Origin of the sequence: Mangrovimonas aestuarii (assembly GCF_028767185.1) — a bacterium.
In the GTDB taxonomy this organism is placed as follows: Bacteria; Bacteroidota; Bacteroidia; order Flavobacteriales; family Flavobacteriaceae; genus Mangrovimonas_B; species Mangrovimonas_B aestuarii.
In genome coordinates, this window is sequence record NZ_JARACK010000002.1 from 378476 (window position 1) to 393663 (window position 15188).

A 15188-nucleotide genomic window follows, 5' to 3' on the forward strand; every position below is an offset into this window, starting at 1 on the left:
GGTATGCAAAAAGCCTTTCAGAATCATATAAATTCAAGCTTTCCCTTTTTGAAAAAAGCAAAGTTATTACTCGCTGTATCTGGTGGAGTGGATAGTGTGGTTTTAGTGCATTTATGTTCTAATGCAAAATTGAATATTGCATTAGCACATTGTAATTTTGGTTTAAGAGGAGAGGAGAGCGAAGCCGATGAGGAATTCGTTTTGGAACTGGGGGAATCTTTAAACGTAGAAGTGTTCACTCAATTGTTCGATACTCAAGCGTATGCTAAGGAGAATAAGTTGTCAATACAAATGGCAGCACGTCAATTACGATATGATTGGTTTGAGGATCTATCTAATCAATTAAAATTCGATTATATTCTTACAGCTCATCATGCAGATGATAATCTGGAAACCTTTTTAATCAACCTAAGTCGTGGTACTGGATTGGAAGGGCTTACTGGTATACCGTTAGTACATGGTAAAGTTGTTAGACCATTGCTTTCATTTTCACGAGATGATATCAAAGGTTTTGCGAAAGAAAATAGTTTGCAATGGCGTGAGGATAGCAGTAATGCATTGACAAAATATTTGAGAAATAAGTTGAGGCATGATGTTGTTCCGGTTTTAAAGGAAATTAATCCTCAATTTTTGGAAAGTTTCCAAAAAACACAACAGCATTTACAGCAGTCTTCGAGAATTATAGAGGACGGGATAGATGCTGTAAAAAGTCGATTGATTATTCACGAAGATCAAAATCAAATTGTCTTTAGCGTAAATGAGCTAAAAAAGTTAAAGCATTTCAAAGCCTATCTCTATCAGTTGTTAAACGAATATGGTTTTACAGCTTGGGATGATGTTTACGATTTGGTTGATTCTCAATCTGGCAAGCAGGTTTTTTCTTCAACTCATAGGTTGCTTAAAAATAGAGAAGAACTCATTTTGACAATAAACAGTGAACAGGAAGGTAGTTTAGAGTTTTCTGTTGATGAGTCATTAAAGGAGATTCATATCCCTATAGGTGTTTTAACAATAGAAAATATAGACATTGTAGGAATTCATGAAAATAACAATATTTTTCTTGATAAAGATATGTTAAAGTTTCCGCTGCATGTTAGACAATGGCAAAAAGGAGACTATTTTTACCCTTTCGGGATGAAAGGCAAGAAAAAGCTGAGTAAGTTCTTTAAAGATGAGAAGTTTTCGCTCATAGAAAAAGAACAGACGTGGCTTTTATGTTCTGAAAACGAAATAGTTTGGGTAATCAACCATCGTGCCGACGACCGATTCAAAATAACAGAGAAAACAACTAATATTTTAAAAATTACAGTAAAACAATGACCTCTAAGTTAACCGCACTGATTGCTTTATTTTTTATAAGTATATCTGGATTTTCACAGGTTTTTGACCCAGTAGATTGGACTACTAGCGTAGAGAAAATTTCCGATTCTGAGTTTGAACTTACCTATACAGCAACCATAGAAGATGGATGGCACTTATATTCTCAAAATACTTATGACAGTGATTTATCTCCTATTCCTACGGAGTTTAGTTTTATGGATCAGGAAGGAAATTTTGAGTTGATAGGAAAAACTACAGAACCAGATGTTAAGCCTGTTTTTGATGAAATCTTCCAGATGGAGGTTAAATATTTTAGTAAAAAGGCAGTATTTAGTCAGAAGATTAAACTGCTTAATCCAGAATTGAAGTCGGTTGCAGCCGAAGTATATTTTTCGGTTTGTGATGATGAAAAGTGTTTGCCACCAGATGCTGAAACTCTAACAGTAGCTTTAGAGGAAGGTGCCCAGGTAGCAACTACGGTAATAACTGAAGTTGATGATCATAGTAAAGAACAGTCGGCTAAGTTGAATTTAGGTGTGACTGGATGGGATAAGTATGAAGTAGAAGAAGTTAAGGAAAAAAGTAACTTCACTATCTTCATTTTAGGTTTTTTAGGTGGACTTATCGCTTTGTTAACACCTTGTGTTTTCCCAATGATCCCATTGACTGTATCGTTCTTCACCAAGAGTGCAACTAATACTCAAAAAGGACTTGCAAACTCAATACTCTATGGGTTCTTTATTTTCTTGATTTATCTATTATTGAGTTTACCATTTCACGTTTTGGATACTTTAGATCCAGAAATTCTTAATAGTATTTCTACAAACGTTACCCTAAATATTATCTTCTTTGTGATCTTCTTGGTGTTTGCTTTTTCATTCTTCGGATACTACGAATTAACGTTACCAGCGTCTTGGAGTAATGCTTTGGATAGTAAGGCAAATGCAATTGGAGGTATTATTGGAGTGTTCTTTATGGCGCTTACTTTGTCAATTGTTTCTTTCTCTTGTACCGGTCCAATTTTAGGAACATTATTGGGAAGTTCATTATCTTCTGATGGGGGAGCAACTCAGTTGACTATGGGGATGAGTGGTTTTGGATTGGCTTTGGCTTTGCCATTTACATTATTCGCTATGTTCCCAAAGTGGTTAAACTCACTTCCAAAATCAGGAGGTTGGTTAAACACTGTAAAGGTTGTTCTTGGTTTTATAGAATTGGCTTTAGCGCTTAAGTTCCTTTCTAATGCTGATTTAGTAGAGCACTGGGGATTGGTTAAAAGAGAGTTGTTTATCGGAATATGGATTGTTATCGCAATTGGATTGGCCTTGTATTTATTCGGTAAGATTAAATTCCCTCACGATGGTCCATTGAACAAATTAAGTAAAGGTCGAATTGTAATCGGGTTAGTCACTACCGCCTTTATTTTTTACTTAATTCCAGGATTAACCAATACAAGTGCAGCAAACTTACGCTTATTGAGCGGTTTCCCGCCACCAATGTTCTATAGCTATTATGAAAAGACGTCAGATTGTCCTTTAGACCTAAACTGTTACAAAGACTTAGATGAAGGTATTGCTGCTGCTAAAGAGCAAAACAAGCCAATTATGCTGGATTTTACAGGTTGGGCTTGTGTAAACTGTAGAAAAATGGAAGAGCAGGTTTGGAGTAAACCTGACGTATACGATATTTTAAATGATGAGTATGTTGTGATTTCATTATATGTTGATGATAAGCGACAGCTGGCAGAAGATCAACAATTCCAGTTCTTAAAACCTAGTGGTGGTGTAAAAAACATTAAGACTATAGGTGATAAGTGGGCAACCCTTCAAACCATTAACTTTAAGAATAACTCGCAACCATTTTATGTGTTGTTAGACCACAATATGGAGTTGTTAAACCATACAACTGCTTACACTCCAGATGCAGACGATTATTTGGATTGGCTGAAAAAAGGTGTAGAGAACTTCAAGAAATAATAACATCTTATTACTTTGTTATGAAAATCGAGTCCATTTTAATGGGCTCGATTTTTTTTTAAAGTAAAAAAAAAAAGACCAGTTTTCTGTCATATTATAATATGGAAATGAATAAAGGTTTATTGGGTGTTATCTTGTTGGTTTAGTGTAACTTTCTTAATTTTAATGTGTTAACCAATACTTAAATACGATGAAGACTTTTAAAATCACAAAAATTCTTATTGCCCTATTTCTTTTTGCAAGTTGTGGAGATGGTATTACAAAGGAAGGTGTATCTAGCGCCTTTTCAGATGCTCAAAAATGCCATGAAGAATGTCGAGAAAAATCAATTCAATATGAGACTGAGTTATACCGATGCTTGGAATTGAGTGATTTTGATGAAAGTGATTGTAGAGGAGAAGATGGCACCCTTGATTATGAGTGTATAGTAGAAGGAATTAAAGCCAGTAAGACAAAGGAGCAATCTTGTTGGGATGAATACCATAGTAAAATGGAAAGTATTAAAACTTGCATGGATGAGTGCGATAATCAATTTAAAGCTACTTTGGAGCTATAAATTAGTTTTTATATTTAATTTTTAGGAGGGTTATTTACCCTCTTTTTTTGAGATCAAATTTTTCTAAAGCTCTTTATATGGCTTGTGCGCAGGAAAAATTTTTAATCAATTTATTGTGAAAATTTTGAAGCGCATTTCGGATGGGAAAAATAAAACTGATTCCCTACTTGTTTATAATTTTCTTACATTTAAGTAGTTAAATCTATATTATGCTCAACAAGGTTTATGGTAGCGCTGTTTTTGGAGTCGAGGCAACCACGATTACAATCGAGGTTAACATCGATAAGGGAATAGGCTATCATTTAGTTGGTTTGCCAGATAATGCCATAAGGGAAAGTAACTACCGTATAGCAGCAGCTTTAAAGAATAATGGCTATAAAATTCCTGGCAAGAAAATAACCTTGAATATGGCACCAGCCGACTTGCGAAAAGAGGGGAGTGCCTATGACCTTACACTCGCTATGGGAATTTTGGCTGCTTCCGGTCAAATTAAAGCTGGAAGTATAGAAGAATATGTAATTATGGGCGAATTGTCTTTAGATGGCAGTTTACAGCCTATAAAAGGAGCTTTGCCAATTGCTATTAAGGCAAGAGAAGAAGGTTTTAAGGGATTTATTCTACCTGCTCAAAATGCTAAAGAGGCTGCAATTGTTGACCAACTTGAGGTTTATGGTATAGAGAATATTAGTCAGGTTATCGACTATTTTGATAATGGAGTTCCATTGAATCAAATTATCATTGATACTAGAGATGAATTTCAAAAACATTTGGATACACCTGAATTTGATTTTGCTGATGTAAAAGGACAGGAAAGTATTAAGCGTTGTATGGAAATTGCAGCAGCAGGTGGGCATAACATTATTCTTATTGGTCCGCCTGGTGCGGGAAAGACCATGTTGGCAAAGCGGCTTCCCAGTATTTTACCACCAATGACTTTGCATGAGGCATTAGAGACTACTAAAATACATTCTGTAGTTGGCAGGGTTAAGGAACATGGTGGTTTATTGGCTCAACGGCCTTTTAGGTCTCCTCATCATACAATTTCGGATGTTGCCTTGGTTGGAGGCGGAACGTATCCGCAGCCAGGTGAAATTTCATTGGCACATAATGGGGTATTGTTCTTGGATGAACTCCCGGAATTTAAACGAACGGTACTGGAAGTAATGCGCCAACCGTTGGAGGATAGAGATGTAACAATTTCCAGAGCAAAATTTACGGTTACTTATCCTTCCTCATTTATGCTAGTAGCTAGTATGAATCCCAGTCCTAGTGGGTATTTTAATGATGGTGATTCTCCAGTGACATCATCACCGGCAGAAATGCAAAGGTATCTGAGTAGGGTTTCTGGGCCTTTGCTGGATCGTATTGATATACATATTGAAGTAACACCAGTGCCTTTTGAAAAACTTTCAGACGATAGAAGAGGAGAACCTTCAAATGAAATAAGAAAACGGGTTACAGAAGCACGTAAACGTCAAACTAGACGTTTTGAAGTTTTTGAAACTGTACATTATAACGCTCAAATGAGCACAAAACAAATTAGGGAATACTGTAAGTTGGATGAAGCATCGAAAGAACTGCTAAAAACCGCTATGGAACGTTTGAATCTTTCAGCACGGGCTTACGATAGAATTCTAAAAGTAGCCAGAACGATAGCTGATTTGGAAGCTACAGAGCAAATTAATGGTGCTCACATAAGTGAGGCTATTCAGTATAGAAGTTTAGATAGGGAAGGATGGTTAGGGTAATTTCTCTTTTAGTTTTTTTTAATTACCTGTTTGTCAGTTTTTTACTAAATTCAATATTTATTAACCATAAAATACATATTATGAAAACGATTCAATTGTTTGTTATTCTCTTGTTTTTTGTTTCAGGGAGTACTTTTTCCCAGTCAAATTCTAAGTCCGAAAACTCAGCTCCCGAAATGAAAACTTATGTTATAGAAAGAAGTATTCCAGGTGCAGGGGACTTAACAGAGGAGGAGTTAAAAAATATTTCCAAAACTTCCTGTGCTGTTTTGGATAAAATGGGCCCGAAAATAGTTTGGATGCACAGCTATGTTACTAATGATAAAGTATACTGTGTATATCAGGCAGAAAGCAAGGAATTGGTTTTAGAGCATGCTAAAAAAGGGGGATTCCCGGCTAACTCGGTAGAAGAAGTTGCTGTTGTAATTAGTCCTGAGACTGCTAAAGATTAAAAGTTTCTCCCCAAAATGTTAAGGCCAGCCATATAGGTTGGCTTTATTTTTCACGATGTTATAAATTTCTACTAGCCGGCTTAAGTAGATTTATTAACTAAGATTATTTGTCAATTGACCCTAAAACACGTTGCATGAAATTGTTTAGGGCTTCTTTTTTTGGAGTACCTTCTTTTACCATTTTGTTTACCTCTAAAGCACCATACATATTGGAAATAAGTTCTCCTATAACATCCAATTCTTCATATTTAAGGGAAGGAACTTCAGTTAATGCTTCAAGGGTTTCTATGGTTTCAATAACGAAATCTTCGTCATTGTCTTCAATAAATTGAGTAAGGTGCTTAATTACTGGTAACTTCATTGACTAAGTCTTTTAAAGAATCAAACTTATTGGTCTGAACCTGATTTACAAAACTTCCGTTTTTGAAGATTGCGAAAGTAGGCAGATTATCTACTGTAGCTAATTGTCTAGAATCTGGAAACTTTTCTGCATCGACAATTACGAACTTCATGTTTTCGTTTTCTGTTGCTAGCTTCTTGAACTTAGGCTTCATGATTCGGCAATTACCACACCAAGTAGCAGAATATTGTACTACAACTGTATCGTTTCCAGATACGATTTCCTGTAAGTTATCTTGTTCTAATTCTTGTATCATGTTTTTTGATTAAAATGAAGATTAAAAAAACACTTTCGGGAGTTAGGCTCCCGAAAGTGAAATATAATTTTAGTGAGAAGCTAAATAGTTCGCTACACCATCACGGTTAGCGTTCATAGCGTCTTTACCTTCTTCCCAGTTTGCTGGACAAACCTCACCGTGGTTTTGAACGTGAGAATAAGCGTCGATTAAACGTAAAAACTCATTCACGTTACGACCTACTGGCATGTGGTTGATTCCTTCGTGGAATACAGTTCCTTCTTCATCGATAAGGTAAGTCGCTCTATAAGTTACGTTATCTCCTTCTACAGTTACAACTCCAGTTTCTTCGTTGTATGTTTCGTTAGTAATATCTAGGATACCAAGTGTAGAAGCTAAGTTTCTGTTAGAGTCTGCAAGTAATGGATAAGTTACACCTTCAATACCACCATTATCTTTAGCAGTGTTTAACCAAGCAAAGTGTACTTCTGGAGTATCACAAGACGCACCGATTACTATAGTGTTTCTTTTTTCGAATTCTTTTAAGGCTTCTTGAAATGCGTGCAATTCAGTTGGGCAAACAAAAGTAAAGTCTTTTGGATACCAAAATAAAAGTACTTTTTTCTTGTTGTTGATTGCTTCTTCAAGAACGTTTAATTTAAAAGTGTCGCCCATTTCGTTCATGGCGTCAACATTTAAACTTGGAAATTTTTTTCCTACAAATGCCATAAGATTTATGTTTTATCAGTTAATAATTTTTAACGGCACAAATATAAAACACAGCTTTGGGCTGGCACAGTAAATGAATTTTAATTTCTTATTTCACGATAAGAATTCGTTATGGTAACTTTTTCAAAGGATAAGCAAAGTCTATTTTGAAGCGAGTTGCTTTATTTTAATTGAAAAAGCAGCAAACAATAAAGTCATAAACGGACTTAACCAGTTGAAAACAGCATAGAAGAAATAATCTGCAACCGGTACTCCTAAAACACCGCTTTGGTAAGCACCACATGTATTCCAAGGTACTAAAACCGAGGTTACCGTACCCGAATCTTCTAAGGTTCTACTCAGGTTTTCTGGAGCAAGTCCTTTATCCTCGTAAGCTTGTTTAAACATTTTACCAGGAACAACAATTGCCAAATATTGGTCAGATGCAGTAACATTCAGTGCTAAACAGCTTGCAACGGTACTTGAAAACAGGCCGAAAGTAGATGACGCTAGACTTAGCAAGGCCTTGCTGATACGTGATAATGCACCAATAGCATCCATAACACCACCAAAAACCATAGCACAGATAATAAGCCAAATGGTACCTAACATGCCGCTCATTCCTCCAGAAGAAAATAGGTCATTGAGCTCTTTGCTGGTCGTTTCTACAGAAGTATCAACGGTAATAGCATTCATTACACCAACATAAGCAGAGCGGAAGTTTAATTTGCTAGCTTCTGCTATGTTCATGACAATCTCTGGTTGTGCGATTATTGCAGCTACACCTCCAAGGAGTGTTCCTATTAAAAGAGCGATTAGAGGAGACGTCTTTTTCACAATCATTGCTATAACAACAACAGGAACCAAAAACAGCCAAGGTGAAATATTAAAAGCCTGATCAATGGCTTGCAGTTTGTCTGTAATGTCTGGAGTTCCATGAGTTTCAATAGTGAATCCCATTATTATAAAGAATATAAGTGTTATGGTGATTGTAGGGATGGTAGTGAATGCCATATAACGAATATGACTGAACAAGTCCCCACCAGCCATGGCAGGAGCTAAGTTTGTAGTATCACTAAGAGGGGACATCTTATCTCCAAAATAGGCTCCTGATATAACTGCACCAGCAGCCATCCCTGAAGAAATCCCCAGTGTGTTTCCAATACCGATTAATGCGATACCAACAGTTGCAGATGTGGTCCAGCTACTTCCAGTTGCAATAGAGATGATGGCACAAATTACTACACAAGCGGCAAGGAATATGGTAGGATTTAATAATTGTAGCCCATAATAGATCATTGTTGGTATGATACCACTTATAAGCCAAGTTCCAGCCAATGCACCAACCATAAGAAGAATTAATAAAGCGCCTGAGGTTGATTTTATATTCTCAGCAACTTCATCGAGCATGTCGCTGTAGGATACTTTATTGAAAAAACCAACTATGGCTGCAACTGCAGCACCTAATAAAAGAATAAATTGATTACTTCCACTTAATGCGTCATCACCAAAAACATAAACATTGTAAAATAACATTGTTACCAAAGCGATCACCGGAACAAGTGCCTCCCAAATATTCAATTCCTTGTTTTCTGAGATGTGTGGTATATTAAGATCATCGGAAGAGCTATTTTGGTTTTTCATTGGTAGAGAAATGTTTGTTTCGGTCTTATGATATTGGCAATTCCACTAAAGCTATTTAAGACAATAAGCTATAATGCTATTTTTCATAGACGAAAACGTTAGTTATAAATAAGCCGTAATGTTACAACATTATCCAAAGCTATGCAAATAGTGATACCGAAAGCATTTGATGTGATTTATCGATGATATATTCCATTGGTCTAAAGCGAATTGTATGTGATTTTAAACTCTAATCTATAACTGTCTTACATGTTTTGTTGTTTGTCGATTTTAAAACAGGGTTCATCAAAAACTGTTGTAATAAGGAATATTATAAAATACTATTGTACGTAGGATTAACTGATAATTAAATTAACGCTAAATGATAAAAAGAGCTCTAAGATGCATCTTAACTGTAGGTGCCTTTTTTTGTTTAACCCAACTATATGCACAAGTTGGAATTGGTACAACAGCCCCAGACGCTTCGGCAATGTTAGATATTGAAAGTAGCAATTCAGGATTATTGATTCCTAGGGTTACTTTAACGGGAACGGACGATGTGTCTACGATAACATCTCCATCAACAGGACTTATGGTTTATAATACCGCTACCGTATCAGATGTTGTTGCTGGTTTTTATTTTTTTAATGGAACAGAATGGGAGAAAATGTTGTCGCCTTCAGATGAAGTTTTGAGTTATTGTGAAGTTTACCAGTCAGGTAGTCCCGCTCTAGATAGTGATGGCTTTATTAATTTTAATCAAACAGAAGTATCCCTTAATACAACTGTGGGAGGTAATTATATACAAGTAAGTATTGATGGTGTTTACAGAATAACCTATAATATTTCGGTTGAAAACATAGGAAGTGATGTTGAGAGTGTAGAGTTTTTTTTGAAAAAGAAAAATCCTGGTAATAGTGTTTTAGCTGGTAGTAGGGCTTTTATTGAGCTTACCCCAGATGGAAGTGGCCCCCCTGTTGAAGAATTAAGTATAGGGACTGTATCTGTATCAAAAATAGTGCATTTGGATGCAGATAATCAAATTTATTTAGAGGCTGATATTTCTAATGGTGCTGAATTTGATATTTTCAGCGACTCTGCAAGACTATCAATCGAACTTATAGATGCCGACTAGTACAATAAGCATCATTTTATCTATAGAACCCTGGGATGATACTCCTAGGTTTTTTTGTTTCGATGTATCGAATAGTTTTTAAATGAACTTCAATCTTTTAAGTGTTACTGTTTTTTATCGGTAATTTTTGGCGTATATCTAAGGAGGTAATATTAAATATGTTGTTTGTCGTTTATTGATATAATTACATCCAAAACAATTGTAGGAGAGTTCGCTTTAAAATAATTTAGCCATGCTAATAACCGTTAACTAAATACAAAATGTTCAAAAGAGCCTTAGGGATTGCCCTTACTTTAGGTGCTTCGTCATGCCTAAACCCGATCTACGCCCAAGTTGGAATCGGTACAACAGATCCAGACGCATCTGCAATGCTGGATATTCAAAGTAGTAACTCTGGTTTTTTAATGCCAAGAGTTTCTTTAGCTGGTACAAATGATATTTCTACTATTTCATCACCGGCAACAGGATTAATGGTATATAATACAGAATCTGTTTCAGATGTTACACCCGGATTTTATTTTTATGATGGAAGTGATTGGGAAAGATTAAACTCAACTTCAGAAGAATTCAAAAGTTATGGTGAAATATATTCTTCTGCTAATCAGGTGTTATCGACCGGAATAAATACTGTAATATTGAATGAAATTAATGCTAGTCAAGGTGTTACTGTAACTGGTAACAGTTTTAGTATTACAACAAGTGGTACTTACAGATTGGTATACTGTGCTTCGGTAAGCCATTCATCTGATGGAAATAGTAGTACTGGTAGTGAGCTTAGTTTTTATCTTACAACTTCCTCAGGTCCAATAGCAGGTAGTCATTCTTATCTAATGTTGGAAAGGGGAAATATTAATAAAGGAAGTGTATCAATGTCAAAAATAATGCACTTAGATGCTGGAGAAACATTGAGTTTGGGTGCAAATGCAGGAAATGGATATATTTCAATTATTGGCTCTTCCGCTGTACTTTCAGTTGAATATATAAATGCCAATTAAACCATATAAATAATTACATTAAGTAACAGAGCTCCAATAATTCATTGGAGCTTTTTTATTTTTCTGGTTTAGATTATATGATTTTTTATAAGATAAAACGAAACAAGTGAAATAAAAATACTACAAATAATTTGTTTCGTTTGTAGGTTTTTTCTAAGTTAGTAATCCCCTAACTTATTAATCTACTATTAACCATGAAAACATATTTTAAGCATATGCTTTCCCTAGGTGCTTTGTTATGGTGCCCTTTTATTTTTTCTCAAGTAGGAATAGGTACAACCTCTCCAGATGCTTCTTCTATTTTAGATATTCAAAGTGATTCTACTGGTATTTTGATTCCAAGGATGGCTCTTTCTTTTCTGGATCAAAGTACTCCAGTTACGGACCCTGCCAATGGTTTGTTGGTATATAATACCGTTAATAATACCGAGCTAAACGAGGGATTCTATTTTTGGAAGGATAATCAATGGAATGCCTTGGGAGAAACATCTAATGAAGATCCCAGACCTTATGGGGAAGTTAGTTTTGATGAAGATGAAACACTAACATTAGACCAATATACCGATGTTTTATTGCCTATTCCAGCTGAAGGTTATTATAGTTCAACAGTTAATCTAATTACTATAGGCTCAAATTATGGTATCCAACCCACAGAAACCGGAGTGTATAAAGTAACCTTTACCATCACTTATACTAAAAATTCAAATTCGGGGCCTGGTCAAGTGGAGTTTTATCTCTCTAAGAACACAAATAAAATTACAGGAACCCAAGTAAAAGGAAAATTGGAACATAACGAATTGTCTAGTGTTCATGTATCGAAAATCATTCAGTTAGAGGCTAACCAAACTTATTATTTAGGCGCTAGTAAAACTAATACCACTCCTTCTGGTGGACCAGATTTAATATTATATTCCAATATGACCAATTTGACTATTGAAAAGATGAATTAAAAAAAGCTTTCCGTTTTTTTAGAAAGCTTTTTTATTGTAGCGTGTTAAACTTGGGTGAGCTCACCAATTATTCTAACTTCATTTTTAATAGTGTTGAAGTTAGGAGAGTGTTTGGTAACGCGCTCCATGAGTTTTTGGTATTGTTCTTCAGTTCCGTTTCCTTTTACATGGAAAATGAACTTTAGTTCAGGGAAACCGGGATTGGCTTCTTCGTTAAGACCTAAAAAGCCATGAAGATCCAGTTCACCATCAATTTCTAATTGAAGTTTATCTATTTGAATGTTCATAGCTGTTGCGCCAGCCATAAAAGTTACAGCCATACAGCCAGCCATACCACCAAGCATGTATTCCGCTGGGTTTGGGGCGCAGTTAATGCCCAGCAATTGAGAAGGTTCATCAATGGTGAATTGAAAATCCCTTACCAGTTTATGGTTACCCAATACCATATTTTTGGTATTTACGGTAGTTTTGGTACCACTTTCCCAGTGTAACACAACACCATAAGAGGCACGTGCTTCTGTAGGACATTCTTTTACTTCGTTAGCGTATTCGCTCAATCCAGCAATATTAATATTGTTCAGCATAGGTAAATTCTTTATAAACGGTTGTAAAGGCTTGTTCAAAATCGGAAATTAAATCATCGATATCTTCAACGCCAACGGACAATCGTATCAATCCGTCGTTAATACCAATGGCTTTTTGTTGTTCTTTTGTCAACGATGCTTGAGAAGTATTGTATGGCAGCGAAACCAAACTTTCTACACCTCCAAGGCTAGTAGCTTCTTTAGGAAGTTTTAAGTATTCTAGAAGTGCGTGGGCATTTTTATCACCGCCTTCAACCTCAAAACTAATCATCCCAGAATATCTTCCTTTAAGTAGATGATGTGCCAATTCATGCTGGTCGTGAGATTCCAATCCTGGGTAGTATACACGGACAACATTTGGATGATTTTCAAAGTAAGTGGCCAAAGTCAGGGCATTGTGGTTATGAGCACGCATGCGAAGAGCAAATGTCTTTAAGCTTCGCTCCAAAAGGAAACAGGCATGCGGATCCATAGAGCCACCGTTTTTAAGCATTTGCGGCCAAATTCGATCAACTAGTTTTCGTGATCCAGATACTGTTCCTCCGATTAAATCTGAGTGACCGTTTAGATATTTTGTTGCTGAGTTAACAACCAAATCCACACCTAAATCCAAAGGCTTTAAATTGTATGGAGTTAAGAAAGTGTTGTCTATTATTACCCTTAGATTGTATTTTTTACCTAAAGCAACTAACTCTTCAATAGGAGCTAATTTTAATAGTGGATTGGTAAGAGCTTCAAAATAAAGGATTTTTGTGTTCTCCTGAATTGCGGCTTCAATTTCCTTTAAATCTGTAGGTGAGGTAAAAGTTACTGACATGCCGTAACGTGTTAAATCCTCATACAGAAAATTATATGTTCCTCCGTAGATATCTCTTGAAGACACAATGTGACTTCCTTTTTCAAGAATTGCCAAAAGGGTAGATGAGATGGCAGCCATTCCCGATGAGAATACAATTGAACTTTCTGCATTTTCCAATGCCGATAGTTTCTCCTGAACGCTCCATTGTGAAGGGTTACCGTATCGGGTGTAGATCATCTCGTCACGACCACGCCCTTCTTCAATGGCCTCATATGTCTCGGCATTTAGGTAAAAGGTTGAACATTGAAATATTGGGGTACCAACAGCTCCTGTGTTGGGGTCATCGTACTGTCCGGCATGGACAGATTTGGTAGACTCGCTATACTCCTGATAGCGATCTGAACCCAGAGAGGGGCCAATACTGCGTTTACGTTGCAAATCGTTAAACCAGATATCGCCCTGAGCTCTCTTGTGCCCGAGGTTTTGATAACTCTTTTTCATCTTATGTTAAGCGTATAATTACATCACCATTTCTAATTGTTTTTCTTTATGTGTACGTTCTCTTTTATGTGTTTTTATATAATTCGATAAGTATTGAGCGTCTATTTTAACTCCACCCAATGTAGCAGATCCTCTTGTATACAGCCATGGCAAGCCTATGAAGTAAAGGCCTTGCATGTTGCTTACTCCTCTGAAGTTTTTTGGATATTGGTCTTGATCCAACTCAATGCCTTCTATCCAATTGAAGTTGGGTTTAAATCCTGTCGCCCAAACAATATTTTTTATTGAATTAATTGTGGTTTTTTCGAATGTAATATGTTCTTGGTTGGCGTCAATTGTTCTGCCTACACAAACCACATTGTCCTTTTTAAGAAGTGATTTAACATCCGTGCCGATAATAGGTTGGATCCCCTTACTTAGTTTCTTACCTATCCAAGAGTATTTATTAACGCGAAGAACTCCAATTTTATCAAACCACCACCAAAGTGTTTTTCCCAAAAACTCTTGAGGGATTGTAGATAGATTGGTGTTTCCTGAAAAATATACCTTTCTGCCTGTATTGGCTATTTCTTCCAAAATCTGTACCCCAGAATCTCCAGCTCCAACAACTAAAGTTTCACCATCCTGTAATTGGTTTGGGTTTTTGTAGTTCTCACTGTGAATCTGATATATTTTTTTAGAGATTTTTGTATGGCATGCTGGTGTAAAAGGAGTGTGGAAAGGTCCGGTAGCAATAACCACGTTCATGGCTTTATATGTCTTTGTTTCGCTTTCCAAAACAAAATAATCCTCAATTTTTTTCATAGAGGTTATTTTCTGGTTGAAATCAATTGGGATTTCAAACTTATCTACATAAGATTTCAAATAATTGGCTACTTCATATTTATTGGCGTAATATCCCTTTGGTAGTGGGCAGTCCATTCCTGGAAGGTTGTTGAATTCCGATGGAGTAAACAGCTTTAGGGAATCCCATCGTTTAAGCCAAGGTGCTCCTGTTTCGGAATTAGCGTCAACAATTAGGTAGTTAACATTCAATTGCTTTAGGTAATAAGCCATTGAAAGTCCAGCCTGACCGGCTCCAATAATTATAAAATCCTTCATATATAGGTGTTATACATGCAAATATGAAGTATTATAGTAATATAATCAATGGGTAGGTGTTTTATTGGGCAATATTTCCTAATAAAGTAAATTTTGTAGATGAAT

15 protein-coding genes are annotated in these 15188 nt (G+C 36.0%); 8 read left to right on the forward strand and 7 right to left on the reverse strand.

The features are described 5' to 3' along the window. Positions 1 to 3: 3 nt before the first annotated feature. The 5 genes from tilS (at position 4) to PWU04_RS04620 (ending at position 6052) form a co-directional block, all read left to right on the forward strand. A complete protein-coding gene (gene tilS, locus PWU04_RS04600) occupies positions 4 to 1320 on the forward strand; it encodes a tRNA lysidine(34) synthetase TilS (protein WP_274474641.1) in 1317 nt (438 codons plus the stop codon). After that, complete coding sequence (locus tag PWU04_RS04605; RefSeq protein ID WP_274474642.1) at positions 1317 to 3296, forward strand: protein-disulfide reductase DsbD family protein; 1980 nt, start codon at positions 1317 to 1319, stop codon at positions 3294 to 3296. Before tilS ends, PWU04_RS04605 begins: the two co-directional genes overlap by 4 nt. A 190-nt stretch (positions 3297 to 3486) precedes the next feature. Beyond that, the gene (locus PWU04_RS04610) at positions 3487 to 3852 is read left to right on the forward strand and encodes a hypothetical protein (RefSeq protein ID WP_274474643.1); all 366 of its coding nucleotides are present in this window, start codon (positions 3487 to 3489) and stop codon (positions 3850 to 3852) included. A 209-nt stretch (positions 3853 to 4061) separates the two neighbouring features. Further along, on the forward strand, positions 4062 to 5600 hold the full coding sequence (locus PWU04_RS04615) for a YifB family Mg chelatase-like AAA ATPase (protein WP_274474644.1): 1539 nt from the start codon (positions 4062 to 4064) through the stop codon (positions 5598 to 5600). An 80-nt stretch (positions 5601 to 5680) separates the two neighbouring features. Beyond that, entirely contained in the window at positions 5681 to 6052 is a 372-nt protein-coding gene (locus PWU04_RS04620) for a DUF4242 domain-containing protein (protein ID WP_274474645.1), read from the forward strand. 103 nt (positions 6053 to 6155) lie between these two features. On the opposite strand, the gene PWU04_RS04625 is transcribed toward PWU04_RS04620, so the two are convergent. The 4 genes from PWU04_RS04625 to nhaC all read right to left on the reverse strand — a co-directional run bounded on the left by PWU04_RS04625 (position 6156) and on the right by nhaC (position 9039). Further along, on the reverse strand, positions 6156 to 6413 hold the full coding sequence (locus PWU04_RS04625) for a DUF6952 family protein (RefSeq protein ID WP_274474646.1): 258 nt from the start codon (positions 6411 to 6413) through the stop codon (positions 6156 to 6158). Then, a complete protein-coding gene (locus tag PWU04_RS04630; RefSeq protein ID WP_274474647.1) occupies positions 6394 to 6708 on the reverse strand; it encodes a thioredoxin family protein in 315 nt (104 codons plus the stop codon). The genes PWU04_RS04625 and PWU04_RS04630 overlap by 20 nt, the downstream gene beginning before the upstream one ends. Before the next feature lie 69 nt (positions 6709 to 6777). Continuing rightward, positions 6778 to 7416, reverse strand: coding sequence for a peroxiredoxin (locus PWU04_RS04635; protein WP_274474648.1), 639 nt, complete (start codon positions 7414 to 7416; stop codon positions 6778 to 6780). A 141-nt stretch (positions 7417 to 7557) separates the two neighbouring features. Then, positions 7558 to 9039 carry a Na+/H+ antiporter NhaC gene (gene nhaC / locus PWU04_RS04640; RefSeq protein WP_274474649.1) on the reverse strand — a complete coding sequence of 494 codons (1482 nt, stop codon included), beginning with the start codon at positions 9037 to 9039 and terminating at the stop codon, positions 7558 to 7560. A gap of 361 nt (positions 9040 to 9400) precedes the next feature. Here nhaC and PWU04_RS04645 point away from each other — a divergent pair, with 361 nt between their 5' ends. The 3 genes from PWU04_RS04645 to PWU04_RS04655 all read left to right on the forward strand — a co-directional run bounded on the left by PWU04_RS04645 (position 9401) and on the right by PWU04_RS04655 (position 12098). Next, the gene (locus PWU04_RS04645; RefSeq protein ID WP_274474650.1) at positions 9401 to 10153 is read left to right on the forward strand and encodes a hypothetical protein; all 753 of its coding nucleotides are present in this window, start codon (positions 9401 to 9403) and stop codon (positions 10151 to 10153) included. A gap of 260 nt (positions 10154 to 10413) precedes the next feature. Continuing rightward, positions 10414 to 11148, forward strand: a complete 735-nt coding sequence (locus PWU04_RS04650; protein ID WP_274474651.1) for a hypothetical protein — start codon at positions 10414 to 10416, stop codon at positions 11146 to 11148. Between the two features lie 194 nt (positions 11149 to 11342). Next, positions 11343 to 12098, forward strand: a complete 756-nt coding sequence (locus PWU04_RS04655) for a hypothetical protein (RefSeq protein WP_274474652.1) — start codon at positions 11343 to 11345, stop codon at positions 12096 to 12098. A gap of 44 nt (positions 12099 to 12142) precedes the next feature. Here the strand turns inward: PWU04_RS04655 and PWU04_RS04660 are convergent, their stop codons facing one another. Genes PWU04_RS04660 through PWU04_RS04670 form a run of 3 tightly spaced genes read right to left on the reverse strand, consistent with a single transcriptional unit; the run spans position 12143 to position 15083 of the window. Continuing rightward, positions 12143 to 12682: an OsmC family protein gene (locus tag PWU04_RS04660; protein ID WP_274474654.1), complete on the reverse strand. Its 540-nt coding sequence runs from the start codon at positions 12680 to 12682 to the stop codon at positions 12143 to 12145. After that, the gene (locus PWU04_RS04665; RefSeq protein WP_274474655.1) at positions 12666 to 13982 is read right to left on the reverse strand and encodes a trans-sulfuration enzyme family protein; all 1317 of its coding nucleotides are present in this window, start codon (positions 13980 to 13982) and stop codon (positions 12666 to 12668) included. The genes PWU04_RS04660 and PWU04_RS04665 overlap by 17 nt, the downstream gene beginning before the upstream one ends. Before the next feature lie 18 nt (positions 13983 to 14000). Next, positions 14001 to 15083 (reverse strand): flavin-containing monooxygenase, encoded by a 1083-nt coding sequence (locus PWU04_RS04670; protein ID WP_274474656.1) that lies wholly within the window; start codon positions 15081 to 15083, stop codon positions 14001 to 14003. Positions 15084 to 15188 lie beyond the last annotated feature (105 nt).

Coding starts and splice junctions, on each gene's coding strand:
- PWU04_RS04645 (WP_274474650.1), top strand. CDS start 9,401: ATGATAAAAAGAGCTCTAAGATGCATCTTAACTGTAGGTGCCTTTTTT.
- PWU04_RS04630 (WP_274474647.1), bottom strand. CDS start 6,708: ATGATACAAGAATTAGAACAAGATAACTTACAGGAAATCGTATCTGGA.
- nhaC (WP_274474649.1), bottom strand. CDS start 9,039: ATGAAAAACCAAAATAGCTCTTCCGATGATCTTAATATACCACACATC.
- tilS (WP_274474641.1), top strand. CDS start 4: ATGCAAAAAGCCTTTCAGAATCATATAAATTCAAGCTTTCCCTTTTTG.
- PWU04_RS04610 (WP_274474643.1), top strand. CDS start 3,487: ATGAAGACTTTTAAAATCACAAAAATTCTTATTGCCCTATTTCTTTTT.
- PWU04_RS04635 (WP_274474648.1), bottom strand. CDS start 7,416: ATGGCATTTGTAGGAAAAAAATTTCCAAGTTTAAATGTTGACGCCATG.
- PWU04_RS04605 (WP_274474642.1), top strand. CDS start 1,317: ATGACCTCTAAGTTAACCGCACTGATTGCTTTATTTTTTATAAGTATA.
- PWU04_RS04660 (WP_274474654.1), bottom strand. CDS start 12,682: ATGCTGAACAATATTAATATTGCTGGATTGAGCGAATACGCTAACGAA.
- PWU04_RS04655 (WP_274474652.1), top strand. CDS start 11,343: ATGAAAACATATTTTAAGCATATGCTTTCCCTAGGTGCTTTGTTATGG.
- PWU04_RS04615 (WP_274474644.1), top strand. CDS start 4,062: ATGCTCAACAAGGTTTATGGTAGCGCTGTTTTTGGAGTCGAGGCAACC.
- PWU04_RS04650 (WP_274474651.1), top strand. CDS start 10,414: ATGTTCAAAAGAGCCTTAGGGATTGCCCTTACTTTAGGTGCTTCGTCA.
- PWU04_RS04625 (WP_274474646.1), bottom strand. CDS start 6,413: ATGAAGTTACCAGTAATTAAGCACCTTACTCAATTTATTGAAGACAAT.
- PWU04_RS04670 (WP_274474656.1), bottom strand. CDS start 15,083: ATGAAGGATTTTATAATTATTGGAGCCGGTCAGGCTGGACTTTCAATG.
- PWU04_RS04665 (WP_274474655.1), bottom strand. CDS start 13,982: ATGAAAAAGAGTTATCAAAACCTCGGGCACAAGAGAGCTCAGGGCGAT.
- PWU04_RS04620 (WP_274474645.1), top strand. CDS start 5,681: ATGAAAACGATTCAATTGTTTGTTATTCTCTTGTTTTTTGTTTCAGGG.